At 45.7% G+C, this 21,286-nt stretch carries 20 protein-coding genes; all 20 read right to left on the bottom strand.

Annotated features, from left to right (window positions below):
- Nucleotides 1–119 precede the first annotated feature (119 nt).
- The 20 genes from wecB to BM123_RS07465 all read right to left on the bottom strand — a co-directional run bounded on the left by wecB (nucleotide 120) and on the right by BM123_RS07465 (nucleotide 21,045).
- Nucleotides 120–1,199 (bottom strand): non-hydrolyzing UDP-N-acetylglucosamine 2-epimerase, encoded by a 1,080-nt coding sequence (gene wecB / locus BM123_RS07560; RefSeq protein WP_090166908.1) that lies wholly within the window; start codon nucleotides 1,197–1,199, stop codon nucleotides 120–122.
- Nucleotides 1,200–2,435: a glycosyltransferase family protein gene (locus BM123_RS07555; protein ID WP_175489281.1), complete on the bottom strand. Its 1,236-nt coding sequence runs from the start codon at nucleotides 2,433–2,435 to the stop codon at nucleotides 1,200–1,202.
- On the bottom strand, nucleotides 2,387–4,288 hold the full coding sequence (asnB, locus tag BM123_RS07550) for an asparagine synthase (glutamine-hydrolyzing) (protein WP_090166904.1): 1,902 nt from the start codon (nucleotides 4,286–4,288) through the stop codon (nucleotides 2,387–2,389). Before asnB ends, BM123_RS07555 begins: the two co-directional genes overlap by 49 nt.
- A 16-nt stretch (nucleotides 4,289–4,304) precedes the next feature.
- Nucleotides 4,305–5,630 carry an O-antigen ligase family protein gene (locus BM123_RS07545; RefSeq protein ID WP_139211804.1) on the bottom strand — a complete coding sequence of 442 codons (1,326 nt, stop codon included), beginning with the start codon at nucleotides 5,628–5,630 and terminating at the stop codon, nucleotides 4,305–4,307.
- Nucleotides 5,631–5,752: 122 nt separating this feature from the next.
- Nucleotides 5,753–6,685: a GDP-L-fucose synthase gene (fcl, locus tag BM123_RS07540; protein ID WP_090166900.1), complete on the bottom strand. Its 933-nt coding sequence runs from the start codon at nucleotides 6,683–6,685 to the stop codon at nucleotides 5,753–5,755.
- 16 nt (nucleotides 6,686–6,701) lie between these two features.
- Entirely contained in the window at nucleotides 6,702–7,817 is a 1,116-nt protein-coding gene (gene gmd, locus BM123_RS07535; RefSeq protein WP_090166898.1) for a GDP-mannose 4,6-dehydratase, read from the bottom strand.
- Nucleotides 7,818–7,899: 82 nt separating this feature from the next.
- Nucleotides 7,900–8,889: an NAD-dependent epimerase/dehydratase family protein gene (locus BM123_RS07530; protein WP_090166896.1), complete on the bottom strand. Its 990-nt coding sequence runs from the start codon at nucleotides 8,887–8,889 to the stop codon at nucleotides 7,900–7,902.
- Nucleotides 8,886–9,995, bottom strand: a complete 1,110-nt coding sequence (locus BM123_RS07525) for a glycosyltransferase family 4 protein (protein WP_090166895.1) — start codon at nucleotides 9,993–9,995, stop codon at nucleotides 8,886–8,888. The genes BM123_RS07530 and BM123_RS07525 overlap by 4 nt, the downstream gene beginning before the upstream one ends.
- A complete protein-coding gene (locus tag BM123_RS07520; RefSeq protein WP_090166893.1) occupies nucleotides 9,992–10,825 on the bottom strand; it encodes a sulfotransferase domain-containing protein in 834 nt (277 codons plus the stop codon). The genes BM123_RS07525 and BM123_RS07520 overlap by 4 nt, the downstream gene beginning before the upstream one ends.
- Complete coding sequence (locus tag BM123_RS07515; protein ID WP_139211802.1) at nucleotides 10,822–11,922, bottom strand: hypothetical protein; 1,101 nt, start codon at nucleotides 11,920–11,922, stop codon at nucleotides 10,822–10,824. The genes BM123_RS07520 and BM123_RS07515 overlap by 4 nt, the downstream gene beginning before the upstream one ends.
- Before the next feature lie 8 nt (nucleotides 11,923–11,930).
- Nucleotides 11,931–12,773: a sulfotransferase family protein gene (locus BM123_RS07510; RefSeq protein ID WP_090166889.1), complete on the bottom strand. Its 843-nt coding sequence runs from the start codon at nucleotides 12,771–12,773 to the stop codon at nucleotides 11,931–11,933.
- The gene (locus tag BM123_RS07505) at nucleotides 12,770–14,110 is read right to left on the bottom strand and encodes a hypothetical protein (protein ID WP_090166887.1); all 1,341 of its coding nucleotides are present in this window, start codon (nucleotides 14,108–14,110) and stop codon (nucleotides 12,770–12,772) included. Before BM123_RS07505 ends, BM123_RS07510 begins: the two co-directional genes overlap by 4 nt.
- Nucleotides 14,111–14,113: 3 nt before the next feature.
- Nucleotides 14,114–15,088, bottom strand: coding sequence for a glycosyltransferase family A protein (locus BM123_RS07500; protein ID WP_090166885.1), 975 nt, complete (start codon nucleotides 15,086–15,088; stop codon nucleotides 14,114–14,116).
- Between the two features lie 6 nt (nucleotides 15,089–15,094).
- On the bottom strand, nucleotides 15,095–15,778 hold the full coding sequence (locus tag BM123_RS07495) for a sulfotransferase family 2 domain-containing protein (protein WP_090166883.1): 684 nt from the start codon (nucleotides 15,776–15,778) through the stop codon (nucleotides 15,095–15,097).
- 194 nt (nucleotides 15,779–15,972) lie between these two features.
- The gene (locus tag BM123_RS07490) at nucleotides 15,973–16,686 is read right to left on the bottom strand and encodes a glycosyltransferase family 2 protein (protein ID WP_175489280.1); all 714 of its coding nucleotides are present in this window, start codon (nucleotides 16,684–16,686) and stop codon (nucleotides 15,973–15,975) included.
- Nucleotides 16,687–16,712: 26 nt separating this feature from the next.
- Nucleotides 16,713–17,870: a glycosyltransferase family 4 protein gene (locus BM123_RS07485; protein WP_090166879.1), complete on the bottom strand. Its 1,158-nt coding sequence runs from the start codon at nucleotides 17,868–17,870 to the stop codon at nucleotides 16,713–16,715.
- On the bottom strand, nucleotides 17,852–18,745 hold the full coding sequence (locus BM123_RS07480; RefSeq protein ID WP_090166877.1) for an NAD-dependent epimerase/dehydratase family protein: 894 nt from the start codon (nucleotides 18,743–18,745) through the stop codon (nucleotides 17,852–17,854). Before BM123_RS07480 ends, BM123_RS07485 begins: the two co-directional genes overlap by 19 nt.
- A gap of 4 nt (nucleotides 18,746–18,749) precedes the next feature.
- A complete protein-coding gene (locus BM123_RS24800) occupies nucleotides 18,750–19,361 on the bottom strand; it encodes an acyltransferase (protein WP_090166876.1) in 612 nt (203 codons plus the stop codon).
- The gene (locus tag BM123_RS07470; protein WP_090166874.1) at nucleotides 19,358–20,299 is read right to left on the bottom strand and encodes a sulfotransferase; all 942 of its coding nucleotides are present in this window, start codon (nucleotides 20,297–20,299) and stop codon (nucleotides 19,358–19,360) included. Before BM123_RS07470 ends, BM123_RS24800 begins: the two co-directional genes overlap by 4 nt.
- 35 nt (nucleotides 20,300–20,334) lie before the next feature.
- Nucleotides 20,335–21,045, bottom strand: a complete 711-nt coding sequence (locus BM123_RS07465) for a hypothetical protein (RefSeq protein WP_090166872.1) — start codon at nucleotides 21,043–21,045, stop codon at nucleotides 20,335–20,337.
- Between the last annotated feature and the right edge of the window lie 241 nt (nucleotides 21,046–21,286).

The raw sequence follows: 21,286 nt of genomic DNA, 5'->3' as shown, positions 1-21,286 counted from the left end.
GAGCACTTTGGCAGGCTTAGCGGGTTCCGCAGGTGCAAGGTAAGGTTGAATGGCAAAGTATACTCGCTCAACGGCTTTTGGCATATTTGCAAAAGCTCTGTTTTGAATCAATAGCCCCATTACTTTTTCACTCCGGTTAATTCTCTTACAATTATGCTGCAAGCATTCCCATCGCCATAAAAATTCGACGAGTAATCTGTGTTAAACCGAAAATTATATCTGGCATCAAGAATTGCAGCTGAGTTAGCCCCCACTAATGCACTAAAATCATTATCCACTAACTCCTTCCATTCTGTCTCGTCCCGAAGGATAATGCAAGGTCGGCCAAAGTAATAAGCCTCCTTCTGTAATCCTCCGCTATCCGTAATGACTACCTGGCAATTTTTAAGCAGCCATACCATATTGAAATAACCAACAGGGTCAATTAATAGTATCTCTGCCGTATCAATATTATATTCTCTGATTTTGTCTCTCGTTCGCGGGTGAACCGGCAGTACTATTTTCTCTTTCCCTGCCATATTTTTCAATGCTCCGAAAATAGCTTTAAGCCTCACCGGATCGTCCGTGTTTTCAGCCCGGTGGACCGTTACCAAACAGTAGCGCTCACCAGCAAGAAGAACTTGCTGCGGGGCAACTGCATGCTGCTCGTAAAGCATTACAGCATCCTTCATAATATCTCCGGAGACGACCACTTTAGCTTTCCAGTATTGCACACCTTCGCGTTCTAAGTTAGCGACGGGTTTTGCGCTTGTGCAAAACAGAAAATCGCTTATTCTGTCCGTTAAAATCCGATTGATTTCTTCGGGCATTTTCATATTGTGGCTTCTCAAGCCCGCCTCAACGTGCGCGACCTTGACGTTCATTTTTTTTGCGGCCAGGGCTCCCGCCAGAGTGGAGTTGGTATCACCATATACAAGAACACAGTCTGGTTTCTCTTTTATTAGAATCCGCTCCAGACCCTCCAGCATTCTCCCGGTCATTTCACCGTGCCCGCCTCCACCAATCGCCAGATTATATCTTGGTGCCGGTATTTTCATTTCCCTGAAAAAAACATCACTCATCTCAGCATCATAGTGCTGACCGGTATGGACAATTACTTCTTCAATTTCCTCGAGCTCCGCTATATACTTACTCAAAGGAGCAGCTTTAATAAATTGAGGACGAGCACCAACTATGGTAACAATTTTTTTAATGCCCATTTACACTAAATACTGTTTTAGTCCCAAGCGGTTAGTTGACCAGGGAAGGGTGCCTGCTTCAAGCCATTTTTCATAATTCTCCAGCAACCATTTTTCCAGCAAAGCTGATTCCTGATCGGAGAACACCGCTCCTGCTTCGGCCGTTTCGATTATTTTTTTCAATTCGGGATCTCCGGGCCCTTTCACAAGCGCAAGGATCGGACGCCCTGTTGACAGGTATTCCCAGAGTTTAGCCGTCAGGACACCATAGTAGCCTGGAGCGGACCAGGTCAACAGTAATAGTAGCTGAGCATTCGCCTGTATTGCTTTCGCCGCATCAGCGGTAATGGAGCTTTCAACGTCCAGCATACATTCAGGAAGGCCATTGGTAAACGAACGAAAATAGCTATCATCTTTCCCCCGGTAAACCAGCCTCACTTTGTTCTCATCCAAACGACCGGCATCCAATAGAGACCTCAAGGCGGCCACCAGTTTTTCCGGTGTGCGCATATCGGGATACAAACTTCCGGTATAGGCGATGGTGAAATGCTGGGACAACGGGGCCGTCCGGTCAGGTGGCAGATCTGCTAAAGCATTATACCTGACCTTAATATTTGGGTGCCACCCTGACATTTGCTGTCGTTGCCCTTCCGAGACCATCCACACCTCATCGGCCGATCGTATAATCCGTTTTCCCCACCAACGTTGCAGAGATGGCCACCAGATCGTTTGATGGACCGGATCAACCGGCAGGTCTCTGAAATCAGCGATCCATCGTATGGCCGGAAAACGCTTTTTCAATCTAGCTGCAACAAGGTGATCCGACCAGGGCCTGAACGACGAAAACACGGTAGTTATGCCGTGTTTTTCAATTAGTGCGCAGGCTTCCTGATAGGCCTTTCGTCGATATACGGGACCTCCATCATCCGTTACAAACAGGAAAGGAAAGGCCTGGCGGAGAGGAAGTAAACGACTAACAACGGTGCTCTTCGCCGTCCGAACGGAGACGGTCTTAACCCCTGACAATGAACGGAGATCCGGGGCATTAACCGAAATGGCCTCTTTTGCGTGGTCGAACTTTGTAACTAATTCTTGTGAAGAAAGAACGTATAAATCACCAGCCCTGGCTAATTCAAGGCCGACGTAGTAGGCACGGCGGGCGCCAGGTGAATTATTGGGTAAATAGAAATAGGCGAGCTGCAATGCTTTCATTCTCCCCAACGAATGTGCCACTGATGAAGGACAAAAAGGAACCAAACAGGGTAGACGTTGATATACGTCAGGGGGCTCAAATAGTCATTGACTATTCCTTCGACCGCTCCTGGCCTGAATCGGAATCTGGCTGAGAAAGTTTGATCGGCAGCCATATCTTTCAAAGGTTCCACCAGCTTAGTTCTCAACCATTGATCAAGGGGAATGGCAAATCCTTTTTTAGGACCCCGGGTTAGTTTCTGTGGTAAATATTCTGCCAACAATTGACGGGGAAGAACTTTAGTATCACGACCCGACAACCTGTATTTTGGTTCCAGGTTCAACGCAAACGCGACTAAGTCTGTATCAAGAAAAGGCAGCCTTACTTCAAGCCCGTTATTCATACTTGCTCGGTCTACTTTAACCAGTAGGTCGCCTTCCATATAATTTTGCAAATCTTCTATTGCCATTTTTGTTAGCAACTCATGGCTTGCCCAGTATTTGACAGGTCGTTTTGGAGTCAATACTCCCAAACGATATAAAATACTTTCATCAGAATAATCGGAAGCACGCTGAAAAAAGCTCTCGGTCGAAGTAGCAGAAATGCTCTCAGACAATTTATAAAGTTTCTCCTCTGGGTTAGACAAGTCCGGCTTCACCTTTCTGATCATTTTTCCTATCCGATCAGGCCGTCCGGTACGGATAGCCTTGGCTAATAACTTTCGCAAGTTCGGTGAAATAGATTTTGCGTAGCGATCAAAATTCAGCGTAGCCCGATATTTAGCATAGCCTCCAAATAGCTCGTCTCCTCCATCACCTCCAAGGCAGCACTTTACCTCCTGACTGGTTCCCTGAGCTAAGAGATGAGTAGCAATTCCAGAAGCATCTCCGAATGGCTCGTCATATATCTCGGCGTACGCTGGAATCAACCGTAGAAAATCTTCTGCCGTACAGGAAAATTCAGTGTGGTCCGCCTTTAAGTGTTTGGCTATTGCTGCAGCGCGTGGCGCTTCATTAAAAGCGGGGTTGTCAAACCCCATCGTAAAAGTTTTGACCGGTTCTTCCGTTAAGCCAGATACCGTTGCCGCAATTAAGCTGGAATCCACTCCCCCACTGAGAAGTACTCCTACCGGGAAATCTGCCAAAAGCCTTCTTTGGCAGCTTTCCTCGAAACAAGCTTTAAAATTCTGCTTAGGAGTTAAACTTTGTCGTTGACTGTTTTGACTGACTTTATCCTCTAGTTGGTAAAAAGCACCTTTAGCAACATTTCCATCTTGTAGAGAAAACTCAACCCACCCCCCTGGTTCTAATTTATATGTATTCTGGTATATTGTATTTGGCGCAGAAATATACCCTCGGCGGAGGTATTCAGGTAAGGCTGCATGATTGATGGAAGCATCATGCCCAGGTAGTTCAAGTAGTGCCTTTAGTTCCGAGGCGAAGAGAAAATGATCTTCTGTATGACTGTAGTACAATGGTTTAATACCCAGTGGATCACGAGCCAGCAGAAGAGTTTTTTTACTCTCATTCCAAAGTGCCAGCGCAAACATCCCTCTAAAACGGTTTAATGCAGCTTTACCCCACTTACCGATTGCGGCCAAAATGACCTCAGTATCTGAATTACCTCTAAATTTTTCGCTGGCGTTAGTCAGCTCTTTTTTGAGTTCCAAATAATTATAGACCTCACCATTGTAAGAAAGAACAGTATTACCGCGCCGCATAGGTTGAGCGCCTGTAGGAGAAGCATCAAGTAAGGCAAGCCGACAGTGAAAAAAAGAAACGGGCCCTGTTTGCATGGTCCCGTCTGCGTCTGGTCCGCCATGCCTCATCCGGTCAAGAATACGACAAGCTTGAACGTCTGTTTCTTTGGCTAAAGCCGTCCCTTTATTCAGCTTGACCACGCCAGCAATTCGGCACATTGATTTTTTTTACAAATTATCTTACCACCTGCCCTGGCTTATTGAGTGCCATAACACCAATCAATATACCGAAGGGGGCCCACAAATAGCGAAAATTCATGATATCTAAACTAACTGACGCAATGAGAATCAACAAAATACTTACCCCAACGGGTAGCATATAGTCATTCTGAGTCCAGCTATTGACCGATATGTTTTTTACAATAGAAATCCAGGCAGAAACCGTTAGTAATATTATCCCTAACAGACCTAACCAGCCTGTTTCCGAAAATGCTCCGACCCAGGTAGAGTGAGGATCATAGTCCGGCAAATGATCAGGATAAACGCCTTTGGCTTTTTCTTCGGGCAAATACTTATTAAATTCTCCTGGCCCCACCCCGAGTAAAGGATGCTTTTTCCCTACTGATATCCCCGCTTTTTTCAATGCCAGATAAGAGGTTTCTAAGAGTTGAACATTATCTCCTTTCCAAAAAACATTCTCCGAGGTGTATTCTGTTCCTTCCAAATAGGAACCTTTAACGTCATTGGGTCTTTGCACAATTAAGTGAGTCCCGAACCAGAGAAAAAGGGATATCCCCACAACCGCCATCGGCCTTAACTTTCGCCAATTATCCATCACCCAGGGATCAATCAGGAAGCATCCGAGAAGTATCAGAACGAATTCTTTTGAGATAGTCAACAAACAAACCGTTACTAATAACACAAGCCACCCTTTTCCACTTTTCCCGTTTCTGATTCTACGGTAGAGGTAAAGTAAAGGTATCATACTAACGTAGGCCAATGAATTAGCGCCCCCAGTTAGTCCTTTCGCTCTGATTACCGTTCCGAAGTATGGATAGTTTTCGTAAACAACGACTGTTTGGTTTAAGTACCCATTAACAGCAGCTGCATATCCAATGATGGTTAGCACAGCCATTACGATAGCCCCTGCGGACCAGGCCTGCACCAGCTTTTCAGCGTTATGACTTTCCACTTTTCCGGACTGTACAAACTGAGCCACAATTAACGCCAGAACTACCAGGTAAACTCTGCCAAGTGACTCAAGAATTGAATTTACGCTACCAGCCACTACTCCAGAAAGTAAATTAGCTCCCAAATAAACAGCTAGTGCTATCTTAAATAGATTTGACTCAGGTATTAAACGACGGCCATATCGATATAGAGCTACCGGGAAAAGAAAAAGAAAGATTATTTCCGTCGGTTGAATCTTTGCCGATACTACCGGAAAATAAAATAATCTAACATAAGGAACAAAGAAAAAGAAGGCCAGCAGCAGCCACTTTATCACCTTATCCTCCTTCCTGTCAGGTTCCCACATTACATCACGGGGCGAAACAGACATGCTTCAGATTTACTATTGCAACTAAGACACATTACTTCTTACGACTGTGTAACGTCAGGTTTAAGGGGCTTTACCAGCCCACAAACCAAGATAAAAGAACCTAAACTTATTCTAACTTCAGCTTAAAACCAAGACTCTGCTTCCAATGCAGCGTAAACCTTCTCAATCCCCTCACGAAGATCAATCTTGTGCTTCCAGCCCATAGCATGAAGCTTGTCTACATTCATTAATTTCCTGGGAGTACCGTCGGGCTTAGTCAAATCGTGGGTAATTTCTCCTTTATATCCGACAACCTCTTTGATAGTACGGGCCAGATCAATAATTGCAAGGTCAACTCCTGTTCCAACGTTTACAAAGCCGTAGTCGCTGAAGTTTTCCATCAGAAATACACAAGCATCTGCCAGATCATCCGCGTGTAGAAACTCCCGTTTGGGAAGCCCGGTTCCCCACATCACGACTTCTTTTTCGTTATTCACCTTCGCTTCATGAAACTTTCGAATCAAAGCAGGTAGAACATGGCTCGTCTTCAGGTCATAATTATCATTCGGACCATAAAGATTGGTGGGCATTACCGAGATAAAGTCACAACCATATTGATGCCGGTAGGCATCGCATAGTTTTATCCCCGTAATTTTTGCAATTGCGTAGGGTTCATTGGTTGGCTCAAGAGGTCCTGTGAGCAAGGCATCCTCCGTTAACGGCTGGGGAGCTAACTTGGGGTATATACAGGAAGACCCTAAAAACATCAGTTTAGTTACGCCAAACACACGAGCGGCCTCAATAATATTGGCTTCGATCATGAGGTTATCGTACAGGAACTCTCCCCGGTATGTATTGTTGGCAAGAATCCCTCCCACTTTAGCAGCCGCCAGAAAAACATAATCAGGACGCTCCTCCTGAAAAAATGAATTTACCAGGCTTTGGTCCCGTAAATCCAGTTCCCGGCTGGTCCGGGTGATGATATTATGGTAGCCTGCTGCTTCCAGGTTCCGCTGAATAGCAGACCCCACCATGCCCCGATGGCCGGCGATATAAATTTTGTCAGTTGTATTCATTGGAGTGTTCCCTGTATTACTCGAATTGATTTTTCACCGAGAAGCCGGCCTCTTTCAGCAGTTGATCACGGCGGAAAGTCTCAATATCTGCGCGCACCATTTCCGAGCACATCTCTGCCAGGGTGTAGGTTGCTTCCCAACCCAGCTTAGTCTTCGCCTTGGTGGGGTCTCCGAGCAGAAGTTCTACTTCCGTTGGCCGGAAATAGCGCGGATCCACGGAAACAACCTGTGTACCTGCTGCGAGCGGGAAATCAGGATTGCTAACGGAGGAAATAGTGCCTACTTCATCAACTCCGGTGCCTGACCATTCCAGTTCAACACCTACTTCGCGGAAGCTCATGATAACGAAGTCGCGTACTGTAGTAGTGATTCCAGTCGCCAGAACAAAGTCATCGGCTTCTTCTTGCTGAAGCATCCGCCACATGCCTTCGACGTAGTCTTTGGCATGCCCCCAGTCGCGCTTAGCGTCCAGGTTGCCGAGGAAAAGTTTGTCCTGTAGGCCGAGGCTGATTTTAGCAACAGCGCGGGTAATCTTTCTGGTAACAAAAGTTTCTCCCCGCAGCGGAGATTCGTGGTTGAAGAGGATGCCGTTACAGGCATACATTCCGTAAGCCTCCCGGTAGTTGACCGTGATCCAGTAAGCATACATTTTTGCCACCGCGTAAGGAGAGCGTGGGTAGAAAGGCGTAGTTTCTGATTGAGGCACCTCCTGCACCAGACCATACAACTCCGAAGTCGAAGCCTGATAGAATTTAGTTTTTTTGGTCAAGCCCAGAAGACGGATGGCCTCCAGAAGCCGGGTGGTGCCAATACCGTCTGCATCCGCAGTATATTCCGGCATATCGAAACTAACCTTTACGTGGCTCATAGCCGCAAGGTTGTAAATTTCATCGGGCTGTACTTCTTGAACGATTCGCACCAGATTGGTCGAGTCCGTCAGGTCTCCATAGTGCAGTACAAAGTTGCGATTATCTACGTGTGGATCCTGGTAAAGATGATCAATCCGGTCGGTGTTGAACAATGAGGCTCTGCGCTTGATACCGTGTACCTCGTAGCCTTTACTAAGCAAGAGTTCGGAAAGATAGGCTCCGTCTTGTCCGGTAATTCCGGTGATGAGGGCTCGTTTTGACATTTATAGTTAGTTTCTAGTTTTTTTTATTGACATATTCGATCGTACTCGCCATGGCCCAATAGGCCGTCAGCAGAGCATGTGATCAAACATCGAAGTATTTTTCTTCCTCCTTGTAGTCCTGCTCCATCCAGGAAACCATATTCTGCAGCCCCTGGTGAGTAGTATACTTTGGCGAGAAGCCTTCGGCCAGCAGTTTATCGGCCTTGTGAAAAGTTTCCGTACAGAACTTAGCTACCCGATTGGTGGAAATCGGTAGGTCTTTGCCTGTTATTTTAATCAAGACATCAAATGGTAGTGCTAGCGCGTAAACTGCCCAGTAGGGCAGCGTGATCGGGTCTTTTCTGTTCAAAGATTTAGAAATCTGGGTAGCGATTTCTCTACTCGTCAGTTGAGGTTCATCTGCGTAATTATAGATACTTACACCGGGCACCATGTTGTCCATCAAGTGCAGCGTTGCTTCTACTATGTTTTTCACATAAGCAACCGACTTAATGTTTTTCCCATCACCAATGTGAAAATACCGGCCTGCCCGAATCTGATGAATAAGCCGAAACATGTTGGCCACGTTTCTTTCCCCGAAAACAACCGTTGGGCGGATAATTAATACAGATCGATCATCTTGCTCTTTGCACCATCGCTGGAGAACTTTTTCTCCGGCGAGTTTTGATGCTCCGTAAGGAAGATTGGGATTAGGAGGCAGTTTTTCGTCGCTTGGCACCTTGTTGTTGCCGTAAACAGCTACCGAGGAATAAAAAACAATTTCTTTGATGCCGTGCCTGGTGGCAGCTTCGCAAATCACTTCGGTTCCTTTCTCATTGGTCTTAAAGTAATCTTCTTCGCTCAGGCCAAAGTCTTTATGTTCAGCGGCCAGTGAAACGATTCTGTCACAGGGAAAGGAGGCAATGGCGCGCTCAACATCTTCCGGCTTACGAATATCTCCCTTAATGAAAGACGAATGGTAATCAAACTCCGGCTCCCGAAGATCAATATTACCGAATTCCTCCGATGCGAGTGCTTGGTGAAAATGGTACCCAATGAAGCCTGATGCTCCGGTAAATAAGGTTCGTTTCATGCTTTGTTGATGAGATTATAATAAAGAGCAACTGTTTTTTTATACATTGCCTCGCGAGTAAATCTTTGCTCAAACAACTCACGGGAGTTCCTTCCCATTTCCGCCAACTTTTCCGGTGACTTCATCATTAGTTCCAGTGCATTGGCAACGGCATCAATGTCCTTTGGGGGAACTGTAATGCCATTGTAATCGTCAATCACCTGCTCTTTTACTCCGGCTACATCCGTAGCAAGAATTGGCAAGCCAAAAGACAACCCTTCCAGAATGGAAATCGGGAATCCTTCCCAATTTGTAATCAAGGTTAGTAAATGGGACCGGCAAAGATAGTCACCTACATTTGAAACTGCTCCCTTGAAGTGAATACGATCTGTCAAATCAAGGGCAGTTGTTTTTTCGGATAGCACTTCCATGAGCGGTCCGTCCCCTAAAAAAAAGACTTCCCAGTCAAGATGTTTCACCTTCCCCAGCGCTTCGATGAGCGTGAAATGATCTTTTTGTGGACGAAGGCCAGCAACCATCGTAATGGTAAACCGATCGTTTTTCACTATCTCATACTGACCGGCAATATCTTCTACCCCATTATGGATGGTTACAATTTTAGCTGCTTTAGCCACTTTCTTTTGCAGTCCGTATTCCCTGCCAGCTTCGGCCACCGTGATGATGCCATCTGAAATTCGGCCAGCAGCTCTTTCAGCCGTCAGAAAAACCATTCGTTTCACGAACGGTATCCCGCCTTCAAAGGACCAACCATGAGAAGTAAACGTATTGGGCATTTTAGCTCTTCGACATGCTATTCTTGACAATAGGCCAGCCTTTGAGGAATGGGAAGCCACCAGATCTGGCTGGTAAGTCTTTAGGAATGAAATCAGATCTTTAACGAATTTTACGTCTTTCCCCGGATTAATGGGATGTACCAAAGAGGTAAAAATTTTAAAGGGAATGCTTTCTTCATCCAGTAAGTCCGTCAGGGTTCCTGCGGTACCCGTTGCCACCATTACTTCGTGACCATTCTTCTTAAGCAGTACGCACAAATCCAGTACGTGTTTTTGTGCGCCATAGAGTTCATGCCCAATGGTGATTACCTGTAATATTTTCATTTTTTTCATTTCAGCCAATCGCTTAATTCTCTTCCGGTCATTTTTTCCAGCTTCTGAACATCCTCTTTAAAGTAGTTTTCAATAAGCCAAGCCCTGTCTTCTGCAGAAAGTGTTGGGACCTGAGAATTTGTCTTTGCTCCGGGCTTCCCGAAGATCATACCCTTAAGGCCTGCCTTTTTAGCCATCTCAATGATGGGATACAGCCTGAGCGATCTTAAGATATTGCCTGCTTTATCTGCGGCAGCAGCGACGTAATAATTCGGCGCTACGGCAGCCTCGAACGACTTCCCTTTCAGGTGATCCGGCACCGGAACGTAGGCGATTCCCAGGAATTGACACAGCTGGCGAACGTAAGCTTCCCGGTCACGGACAAGATCCTCCAGAAACAATACGTTTACGGAAGAAAACAGGGCCTTCCAGGAAAGAATCAATTGATGATAAAAACTCCCGTCAATTACTTCCCGGTTCTCAACGGCCTCCCTAAACCCTCCCTTTATCTGGCCATATCGGACCCGATGTAAATACAGGGAGAACGTTCTTTTGGCAGGGTCCCGAAGAGTACAAATAATGGGAATATCCCCCAGGTCATCTAAAATACGGTCGCCTGCTTTTGGGTTTTCAAAGTAGGTCGGTCCTACTTCCAGAATACAGGGCAAGTCCGCCTCCCCCTCAAAATGTTTAGCATACCAGTGGATCCCCTTGTGATAGTATTTATCAAAGAAGAAAGTTTCTTTCACTCCTTTGGCTACATTCACATCGTCCCGCCACTGCAGGTAAGCATATATCCAGCTTGTTCCGGCTTTTTGGGGCCCGACAATCATTGCTGTAGGTAATATCATTTGTCCTTAGGCTTTTGCTTGCTTTTCCGTGGTACCAGATTAGCCCCTTCAATTTTACTCTTGGATTGCTGAATGATTCTCCCTGCCGCTTTATCCGCTACGTACCTTCCTCCGAAATAATTATTGAGGCGGCCACGATCCACTACCACCGGAGATGGATTCCCAGGGTGGGTGACCTGTTGCCCTCCCATAAAAGTGTTTTCCGAAGAATTCTCAATCAGCATCGCCGGTAAATCTTTATTTTTTCGGCTATTCCCTTCACAGTGGAGCCCCATCCAGGTGTTGTAATTAGCTTTCCCTTTCAGGTGGACCCCATATCTGGAATTGAGCCGTGAATAAATACCGGTAAAAGTGTTGGCATTCACCCAACACTTGGGGAAAGAACCATCCAGTACCAGCCCATCCTGATTGTTAATTGCTTTCAGGTTAACAAAAGTCGACCAGGCTACCTGGCTACCTTTTTCACCACCAAGTCGAAAGCCCGCACTCTGGCACCCCTTGGCCGTCAGGTTTTCAAAATGACCTCCCTGCCCACGGTACCAGACAAAACCTTCCGCCGGACTTTTAACTACGGAGACATCCCTTATGGTCGTTCCGGGAGACTTTACGTAAACGGTGTTGTTCAGTTCCGCCCCGTTGCCGGTCCAGACCATTCCTTCCTGAAAGCAGGAGGGAAACTCTATACGGCGCGACAATGAATACTTCTTTCGCTGCGTAACGAAACTTGCTCCCGTCTCACAGGCAGCAGTGATGGCCCGTTCAAATGCGGGGTAGTCATCGGTTTCGCCATCTCCCCGGGCACCAAACCATTCCGGCATCAGATAACCTCCGTCCTCATATTCAGCCCGGACAAATGTCTTCCCTGCACCGTCCTTCAAATAGAGCGTGCCATCTGCTTTTTGTTGAGTGGTTTGCCGAAACCATCCCCCGTTTTTGCCTTTGATAAAGACCTCTTGTCGGTTGACAGATTTTTTAGCAAAAGTCTTTAGTTCCATAGCTGATTCTGATTCGGGGCTAAGCACTCCACTCGTTGGTCGGTTACATCCAACGGTCAACAAAAGGGCGGCTGCGAAAAGGTAAATTGCGAAAGGTCTCATATCGGTTACTATTTAGAAAACTGCCATACCTTCTTAAGATCACGTCCCAGCCAGTCAGACAACTGTTCAACTTCCAGCGAGAAATATTCTTCCAGCTCCTTGCGGGTTTCAGGCGAGAGAACAGGCTTCTCTCCTTCTTTGTATTCTCCGTATAGTGCGCCGGTCACCCGCTTGTTATATTTGATTTTAGTGATCAACTCCGGATGCCCCAACTTACGTACCAGGCCGGCACTTGCTTTAACCATCCTGGCAACCAATGGACTACGGGCCTTACTGGCCGGCAATACTTTTTCGTTGAGGATTTCATCAGACAATCTTCCTTTTACCCCTAAGAAAGAAAAAAGATCGTCCGCATATTGGCGGTTATCTACTCTTAAGTCTTCCATCAAAAGCACCTTGATCTGGGAGCGATCAAAGTGTTCTTCGTATTGTTTGAAAAAGGTGTGGTAATTCCCTCTTTCCTGCAAGTCCGGCCGTATAACGAGTGCTTCTTCAAAGGAACAGGAAAGTGTTCCGTTCCGGCGAAGGAACAGATAATGGGAAAACGTTCTATCCACCGGGTTACGTATTGTACTCACCAACTTCACATTAGGGTACTTCTCTTTAATCCGGGCCGGCACCTCTTTGGAAAAGACGTAGGTGTTAGAGACCTCCCCCAGCAACTGCCCGCTTTCGGCGTGCTTAAAGAACTTACTGTACCAATCGTCTCCCTTATGGAAATACTCTTCAAAGTACAGCGTCTCCTTTGCGGAGGAAACACAAACCTCCGGGTGCTGATTCAGAATCTTGTAGACCCAGCTGGTGCCACACTTTCCCGGACCAATTACGATGAAATCCAATTGGCTGCTCATGCGCTAAGTTTGTTTTTATTTTTTTGACGATACTCTATTACCGTTGCCAGTAGTAAAGCAGTAGATATAGCAATGTAAGGGAAAATAGCCATCCGCATACGGAAGGCGTTTCCGGCATTATTGACGATGAAGCCCATTACTCCCACACTGGTAAAAAAGGTTATAAAGAGAGCCATAAAAATTCGTTCTCTCTTCAATCCTACATTAATCAGGCCCGTTACGAGATACTTTTTCCTCAGCCACCAGAACCCGACAATCATAAGAATGATGAAGAAGGAATCAACCGCCGCAAATACTTTTGGCACACTGGTAATCAGCCAGGGGAAAGGTAAAATAATCATCCCCAGAGCCTGCAAGCCCCAACGAGCGTACCATGGAATGGCGTGATAAATGTTAGGAGGAACAATATGGCTTCCGTCACCAATACCAGCCTCTCGGTCATAACGATTTGAAGCGTAAGTGGTAACAATATCCACCGGTGAAGCCCCGACAGCGCCAATGTTAGCGGTTACAAAACCGTAGGCGAGGTAGGCGGCCATCAGCCCCGGAAGGATGACGACAACAAACGACCCGACCATCAGTAACAGCTTGTTATTGATTGTCTTTGTATTTTTATAGTAGGAGATCAACCCCCATAGAATCAGGAACCCATAAGGGGCGAACAGGAAAGCGAACAATTCCGGCCGCATGCTGAAGATGGCAAGAACAGAGAAGACAATTCCGAAAAGTGGAAGGTAACTTTTTGTCAGATACAGGCGAATAAGCGATACGATATTCATCGTCATGAACAGATATATCACTGGATCCCGTAAACCAAACATGGAGAAGTTGATCGCTGCCGGATAAAACGTAAGGAAGATCAGGACCAGAAAAGCAGTCAGAGAACCGAAGATGTTTTTCAGCCCAAAAAAGGCGTAAACCGCCGCCATACTGGTAAAGAAGCCGTTCACCAGTAACACATTCTCTCGGGCAATACCAAATAGGTAGATAAAGGGATAATTCACCAGAAATTGAACCAGGAAGGTAGGCTGTACCCGGCCTTCCAGTATTCGCGTCGCACTGTAATTCTCCGCATACCAATAGAACCACAGCACAAAGTTGCCCGCAGGTTTCCTCGGAAGTATCCGGTAATGCTCATTCAGGAAAATGATCAGAATCTTAAACGCAAAGATTCCACCGGCAATCAGCGCGAAGTAAAACTGTTGCTTCCTGTCTTTAATGAAAAGCGACAGCAAGAAAATAAACAACAGAAGAGATAGCCCCATGAGCAAGCTCCGGAAGAAATCTCCCGTATACGCGGTAGACGGAAAGTCTGTATAGAAAAAACTAAAATCCATGACTTATTTTAAGTCCGCTTCCTGTGTTTTACCGTCTACCTGATAGGTAGCAGCGTGTTCCTGAGACAGGAGTCTAACCGTTGCGTAAAGCTTATAGGGGAAGAAAAAAAGATCCGCCAGCCGTGATTTGAGCTTGCCGAGTGGAAAAACCAGCAGTAGTAAAGCCGGTACCCCCCATAAAACATTCCAGGTCAACAGAGCGACTATCAGGCAAAGCAGAACCAGCACGTTCAGAAATTTGTCGTATTGAATCCTAAAATAGTCCGCTACGTATCCTTCCTTAATGGCGTAGTAAAAAGAAGTCAGGTAGCCCGTTTTTCCGTTGAGGCTCAGAAAAGCAGCCCACTTCGAACTCGTCTTCCGCTTGAAATTGTTGTGGTCAAATGCCTTGATTGGTAATCCAACTATTTTGCCTTCTCCATAGAACTGTGCGTAAAAATCCTTTTCTTCATTATTGACGATTAGCGGATGAAAAGACTGCCCTCCCGCAATCAGTTTACGATTGATCTGGAGAAACCCACAGGGTTTGATGAGCACCTCCTCCTGTTCTATGCCGTTGTAGTTGGCGATCTCGCGGTTCAGTTCTCCCTCCATACTCAGCTCTCTTTCGTTCCACTGCCCCACAATGGCCCGATGCCTGGCATAAGCTTCTTCCGTTTCTGTAAACCAATCCGGGGAGAGTGTCATGTCCCCATCCAGAAAGAGCAGGTTATCGTAGCGGGCATGCTGCAGCCCTAAGTGCCGACCCAGAGAAGCGGAATAAAAGGTTGAGGAAGTAATGGCTACTGTTCGTACTTCAGCATAGCCTTCGGCGATCTGCAGAGAACTGTCAGTAGAGTTACTATCGACATAAAGTACTTCGAAAGCCTCTATCAATTGACCAGCCTTATTTACGGCTGCAATGACAGAGTCGATGGAACGCGCCAGAATTTTTTCGGTGTTCTTACCGATAATGATTACACTAAGTTGGTAACTCACTAGACGTTATTTGGTTTGGGGCGAATCAAATTGATAACCGAATAAACGAAGGTCAGTCGCGTATTTCTGCTCCACCAGCGCACGGTCCGCAGCTGAATAGTAAGACCGGAAGTCCCTCTTTTTTTGTCGGGAAGCGTTCTTGTGGCTTACCCTTTCAAAAGGAATACCCAGCTTTTGGGAAATTTCGTCAATATCCTCCTCCAGGCGCTCAAAGCGGCCGAGCTTATCGACCAGAATCGTCCCGTTTTCATCAGCCACATACTTGGATTGCAGCTGAAAACCATGCTCAAAGATATACCACTGCAGCCAGTCCGAGAATTCAAGTGCATTGGCCTTCGCATGGTGCACGTGACTGGGCGATTGCCGGATGTAGAAATACAGGCTCGTCAGCCAGTCAAAGGGGTTACGGACAAAGGCGAAGGAATAATAGTCGTTCCAGATTTCATCCCCCAGCTTATCCTTTACCACACTGGCAGCTTCGTGCTTATGAAAGCCGGTAAATTTTCGGTTGCCATCATTTTGCAGACCAAATATTTTATTCATGCCTACCACCAGCTTACGGCTGACGGGGTAATCGTATACCAGGCGGTCAAGCGGGCGGCAATAGGGCAAAAATTGCTGCCGCACCGAAGTACCCGCCGTCTTGTAGACGTGAATAAAGATGAATTTCTTGTCGTGAGAAAGAAGCATATTTTTTACTGTCTGTCAGCGTTTGCTGCCATGAAAAAGGCAGGGTGGCAGCGGGTAACATGGATCAATATCCCCTTCCACTGCACCTGCGGTCCCGCGCCCGATTCTTGCTTTGAAAAAGGAGAAAAAAGCGGGCGCAAACGCAGGGTGCAGGGTTTGTTTTCAAAAAGCAATGCTGCTGCCCCCTTACCTGGTTATTTGAGCAATTTTCGCCGAAGGTACAAATCCTGCAATCGGTGCAACATCAGTGATAGCGGCTTACCGGAAAGGTAGGTTTTCACCAACCTTTCCCGCTCCGCCAGCCGCTTTCCCACTTGTTGATCAGAGACTCCTCCTTTATCATAGTTGCAGATGACAAGATCCGCCTTCTTACCGAAGGACGCGCCATAATCCCTTTGCAGCCGGAGTAAGAGTTCCATATCGGCACTAAGGCCGTATTCTTTATGGCGGTACAGAAGTTCCTCCCGGGGCACCAGGGCAAGATTGAAAAATAGGGATTGATGGCAGATCATCGTCAGAAGGCCCAGCTTATCAAACAACCCCTGCTGTTTCTTTATCCGACCATTCCCAACCTCTACATCTCCGAAGACGATGGCGTAGGCAGGGTCAAATTTGTCCGCAAGTCCGTTCAACACATCAGGCCCGGCAAAGGTATCTCCCGCGTTCATGAATATCGCCCACTGGCCGGTGGCTAAGCGAAGCCCTTTATTCATGGCGTCATAAATGCCTCCATCCGGTTCGGAAACGAACCGATCGATGTTTGCACTGAATTCTTCTGCTGTTTCTACAGTTCCGTCTTTGCTTCCGCCATCAATGACGATATATTCCAGCAGTTCTGAGCCCTGAGCAACAACACTGTTGATCGTTTTACGCAGCCCTGCCTGGTCGTTGTAAACGACCGTGATCACAGAAACCAGTTTCTTATTGCCTTCCATCACTTACCAACTACTCGTTCCATGATGCTAATGAAGTTTTCCCCGAAGGCCCGCACCCGGCGGTCGTAGTGAAATTCCGGCCGGGGGAAAGCGCCGGGCTCGTTCAGGAGCCGGCGCATCAATTCGGCCAGTTCTGCGGGTTGTAGCGGGGAAAAGAAGTAGGCCTTATCGCCCAATTGTTCTTTATGTACCCCAAGATTTGAGGCAAAAATCACCTGATTCATGGCTTTGGCATCTTCCACCACGGTACTCCACCCCTCAAAGCGGGAGGGCTGAATGACCGCCGCGGCGTGGTTCATCAGCCCCAGCTGGTCCTTTCGGTCAATGAAGCCCAGGAAGCGGATATTATGCTGAAGGCCATGGTCTTCCACGAATTTTTCCAGCGAAGGAATGTACTCGGGGTTACGGCTGTCCTGCATTTTTCCGGTAAAGGCCACCACGACTTCCGGATATTCCTCTTTCAGCTCTTTTACTGCCTTAAGGATTGCAAACTGATTCTTGTGTTGCCAAAACTGGTTAGGAGAGAAAAAGTACTGCTCCGGCAAGTTGAATTTTTCGCGCAATGCCGTGATGGACAGCGTGCCGTAATCCGGGTGAGTTACCGCAAAGGGCAAAACGTGTACCCGGGCGCGACTACCGGGGAACATCTGCTGATAGTCATTATGTGCATCTTCGCTGCTCAGGACGATCTCGTTATCGCCCATCGCCAGCCGTCGCCGCACTTTATCCCGCCGCGTGAGCGTCGAGGCCGGAAATAATTCCGGCAGGTGGAACTCCTGAAAGTCCTGAATCCAGAACACTTTTCGGCTAATATTATCAAAAACGGCCGCAAACGTAGCGGGGAATAATGCATCTACAGTATCCGCCGCAAAACGCTGGCCAACGAGGTTACGGCCCAGGACTTTCCGCCCCAGCCCATTGGCTACTTTTTCTACCAGTCCGGATGCCGGCAGCAGGCATTTCTCCAGATAAGGGTAGCCCGTCCGGCTAATTTGCTCAAACTCCGAGTCTTTCCAGCAAAACACCTTCAGCCGTGGCTTACGCTCCTCCGGAAGGTGAGTCATGGAGCTGACCAGATTCAGGATGTAATACGTTCCCCCGATCCAGTTTTCGTTGTGGGTAAAGATGATACCAAGCGTCATTCTTCCTGCGCCCATTCATAATATTTTTTAAGACCGTCTTTCAGTGAAACTTCCTGACGGTAGCCCAATTGTTTAATCAGTGAAATATCCGCTACCCAGTTATTGGGGTCTCCTTTGCGGCCCTGGCCGCCAAATTCGTAATCAATCTCTTCCGGAAAGCAACCGTAAAAAGTGCGCACAATGTCTTTGATCAGTATTTCCTTCCCGTTAGCCACGTTAATGGCTTCGCCGGAAAAGCTACCCTTTTTTATGACGAGGTCAATAATCTGGATGATATCATCTACGTGAATAAAATCACGACTCTCCATTCCTGTCCCCCACAGGGTCACTTTATTACCGGAGCGCCCTTTCTGGTAAAGATCCCAGAATAGCTGTTTGCGCAGCCCATCCCCAAAGGCGGAGAATATGCGCAGCGAGCAAGTCGCCACGTCAAAATGATCCCGGAATTCCCGGCAAATCGCCTCCGCCTGTAACTTATGCTGGCCGTAGGGAGAGATCGGTTGCAGATTCTGGGTTTCCACGATTGGCAAGCTGTCCGGATTACCGTAGACCGCCGCACTCGACAAATTGATGAACTTACAGCCCGGCGTCGTCTCCCGGATCGCATTAAGCATCCGGAAAACATTGTAAGTGTTCAACTCAAAATCCCGTAGAGGACGGCGCAAAGAGTCCGGCACGCTCGCCGCCCCGGAACAATTAACGCAGACATCAAAGTCCCGCCCTTCAAAAACCTTGAGATAGTTCGCATTGGTAGCATCCACCTGTACGTACTGCTGGTCGGTATAATCTACCACTACGTCACACCCCCAGGCCTCCGAGCCACTCTGGCGGAAGTAATTCAGGCAGTGGGTGCCGATGAACCCTTTGGAACCGATGATTAGAATTTTCATATTTCTATTTTAGCTGTTTCACGACCCTTGCTGGATTTCCGGCAGCGACTGTCCAGGGAGGTACGTCTTTTGTTACTACGCTCATCGCACCGATCACTGCGCCTTCTCCTATCGTTACGCCTTTCAAAATAGTAACACCAAAACCAATCCAGGCTTTAGAGCAAATTCTTATTCCTGAAGTTTTGACTACTGACCAATCTTTGTTTCTGATGTTGTCACCATACTTCACCAAGTCATCGTAGCACCGCTCGTTATCTTTACTTCGTTCACTCCAATGAACGCTATGAGAATCATGATCATAAAGTACAATATCCCAAGCCATCGTTACATCATCTTCAATAACTATTGAACTTTTGGAGATAAACCTGCTGGGGCCTATTTGCACATTTTCTCCGATCGAAACGCTTCCATCTGATGTTTCGAAAATGAACGAAGCAAATGAAACGACGCTTTTCGCTCCAATTAAAACGTAGGTCCTCTCTTCGGGGATAGTACGAAAATCCAGGTTCTTTATTGTTAGGATTGCTGAGGGAGCAATGGATAATTTTTCCTGGTATTGTGCAATTTTTCTTCTAGCAAGAAAGCTCTTAATTTTCTTTTTGATAAAATGCATCATAAGGCTTTCTTTTTAAGGCTATCATATAAAGTTGAGATATTGTTGGGCATCTCTTCCACACTATCTTGTGGCGAGTTCCTAATTAGATTAACATCAATTTTACCTTTTGCCCTTTCGAGGTCAGGAACAACTTTAAATTCAGACTCAATAAATGCCGTCAGATTGTTAACCGTTAAACTCGTTTCCTTGATTAACATATCGTAGGAAAGGTAAAATATTTTATCTTTTGGCAATTTTTTTTCAAGATTCAAAAGAGAATGGTTGTATCTGTAATAAAGCTCGTAGGACGAACTCGACGATATGGATTCTACCGATTTCAATACAGCTTTGGGGTTTCTAAAAACTACCAAAAAAACTGCGTTGGGGAATAACTCCTTCATCAATACTGAATACAATGCCAACATTGGCACCTTCACGCCAAAGGGCGAGGTGAAATTGTTAGAGATAAATGCTTCCCAGCCATTGTCAAACAACTCTTTAAACATTTCGACCTTATACCTCCATTCAACTCTGCGGTCATTGATCGTCACTAAGTTATGAAACACGAAGTCCTCCCAATTGAAATTACGGAAATTCACTTTCTCAATTTCTATTTCTTCCGCCGGATCATCTCCCTTCGACCCTGTTAAAAAGTGTATATAGTATGATAATGACGTGAAAAAATAGTTTTCGAAAAAACCTTTTGGATTCAACTTTTTAGCCTTCCCAACAGGCTGTATCAGGTACTTCTCTGGTCCAAAATCTACTCCCAATGACTTTATAACATCACACGTCAAGCTTGTACCTGAACGAAACATTCCCTGAACCACTAGTATCTCGGCATCGTTTAGAGGGTGAATTCTAAAGCTTTTTATTTGCTCCTTATGCTTATGGATAAAAGCTTTTGCTGCGACAACCCTTATTAAATAGCGCACTTTCTTGTAAACTCGCTTCATCATTATAAAATGCGTTTTATGTCAAACAAACAATTTTATTAAACATTACTTAGTAGTAGTTTTTCAACTAAAGAAGAATATTTATCAATATCTAAATGATGGTTATTCTTATCCTTATTTCTAAATTCGTTCTTAATCAAATTCGTCTCCTTGTCTAGCAAAAAATCATCACAATTTATAAAACTGATGCCTCTTTTTTTACAATTCAGACTAAGCTGCTTATTATAACTCATTGTTAAATCAGTCCTCTCTTTTTGAGACGCAATAATTTCTTTTCTCAAATTAGCGATCTCTCCCCAGTCTTGATTATCAAGAATTGTAGGTAGAGGAGCTGAGACAATGGTAATATTTTTAAATCCTTTATCAATTACATAGTCTATAAATTCGAAATATGCATTTACAGACTGGTTAAGCTGTTTGGATACAGGCTCATTATACTTTTGAGACCGATACCAAATTACAAATCCCGTATCCACTTCTCCTAACTGAAAAATAAGCCCTGAGTCTTTATTTTTTATGTTTCCTATTTTATCTCTGAAAATTTTCAGTGAATTTGTTTTGGAATTGGGATTTCTCATCCCGACTGCAGTTGCTCCACCAACCCAAGAAACATCATAATAAAATTTGTGCCTGACTTTACTATTTAAAAATGTAAAAACTTCTGTATGGCTATCTCCAAAGACAAATTTTTTTTTCTTGAAGATAAAAGACATTGCGGCATATACGTTACCTAATCTAGCGAGTTTCATTTTTTATTTTTTTGTCAAAAAAATTGGTTGAGTTAAGTAAAAACTAGCTTAAAAAAGCTTTAATCATTATGTGAAATCATGGTTTAAAGCTCACCTATCCTACAAACAGTTAAGCCATTTTTCTTATTCTATTATTAGAACCCAAGGTCTAAACAGGTCGGAGTAAACAAATCTAACAAAATTTAACTTTTTGACAACTACACAACAGCGATTGTTTTTTTGTCGAATAAGTCCTATCTTC

The sequence above is a fragment of the Neolewinella agarilytica genome, from assembly GCF_900110645.1.
Taxonomy (GTDB): domain Bacteria; phylum Bacteroidota; class Bacteroidia; order Chitinophagales; family Saprospiraceae; genus Neolewinella; species Neolewinella agarilytica.
The sequence above is the reverse complement of the archived record's forward strand: the minus strand, read 5'-3'. Positions and strand labels throughout refer to the sequence as shown.

What these genes read in the sequence shown, in the direction of transcription:
- wecB (WP_090166908.1), bottom strand. Translation starts at nt 1,199, where the DNA reads ATGGGCATTAAAAAAATTGTTACCATAGTTGGTGCTCGTCCTCAATTT.
- asnB (WP_090166904.1), bottom strand. Translation starts at nt 4,288, where the DNA reads ATGTGCCGAATTGCTGGCGTGGTCAAGCTGAATAAAGGGACGGCTTTA.
- BM123_RS07545 (WP_139211804.1), bottom strand. Translation starts at nt 5,630, where the DNA reads ATGTCTGTTTCGCCCCGTGATGTAATGTGGGAACCTGACAGGAAGGAG.
- fcl (WP_090166900.1), bottom strand. Translation starts at nt 6,685, where the DNA reads ATGAATACAACTGACAAAATTTATATCGCCGGCCATCGGGGCATGGTG.
- gmd (WP_090166898.1), bottom strand. Translation starts at nt 7,817, where the DNA reads ATGTCAAAACGAGCCCTCATCACCGGAATTACCGGACAAGACGGAGCC.
- BM123_RS07530 (WP_090166896.1), bottom strand. Translation starts at nt 8,889, where the DNA reads ATGAAACGAACCTTATTTACCGGAGCATCAGGCTTCATTGGGTACCAT.
- BM123_RS07525 (WP_090166895.1), bottom strand. Translation starts at nt 9,995, where the DNA reads ATGAAAAAAATGAAAATATTACAGGTAATCACCATTGGGCATGAACTC.
- BM123_RS07520 (WP_090166893.1), bottom strand. Translation starts at nt 10,825, where the DNA reads ATGATATTACCTACAGCAATGATTGTCGGGCCCCAAAAAGCCGGAACA.
- BM123_RS07515 (WP_139211802.1), bottom strand. Translation starts at nt 11,922, where the DNA reads ATGAGACCTTTCGCAATTTACCTTTTCGCAGCCGCCCTTTTGTTGACC.
- BM123_RS07510 (WP_090166889.1), bottom strand. Translation starts at nt 12,773, where the DNA reads ATGAGCAGCCAATTGGATTTCATCGTAATTGGTCCGGGAAAGTGTGGC.
- BM123_RS07505 (WP_090166887.1), bottom strand. Translation starts at nt 14,110, where the DNA reads ATGGATTTTAGTTTTTTCTATACAGACTTTCCGTCTACCGCGTATACG.
- BM123_RS07495 (WP_090166883.1), bottom strand. Translation starts at nt 15,778, where the DNA reads ATGCTTCTTTCTCACGACAAGAAATTCATCTTTATTCACGTCTACAAG.
- BM123_RS07485 (WP_090166879.1), bottom strand. Translation starts at nt 17,870, where the DNA reads ATGGGCGCAGGAAGAATGACGCTTGGTATCATCTTTACCCACAACGAA.
- BM123_RS07480 (WP_090166877.1), bottom strand. Translation starts at nt 18,745, where the DNA reads ATGAAAATTCTAATCATCGGTTCCAAAGGGTTCATCGGCACCCACTGC.
- BM123_RS24800 (WP_090166876.1), bottom strand. Translation starts at nt 19,361, where the DNA reads ATGATGCATTTTATCAAAAAGAAAATTAAGAGCTTTCTTGCTAGAAGA.
- BM123_RS07470 (WP_090166874.1), bottom strand. Translation starts at nt 20,299, where the DNA reads ATGATGAAGCGAGTTTACAAGAAAGTGCGCTATTTAATAAGGGTTGTC.
- BM123_RS07465 (WP_090166872.1), bottom strand. Translation starts at nt 21,045, where the DNA reads ATGAAACTCGCTAGATTAGGTAACGTATATGCCGCAATGTCTTTTATC.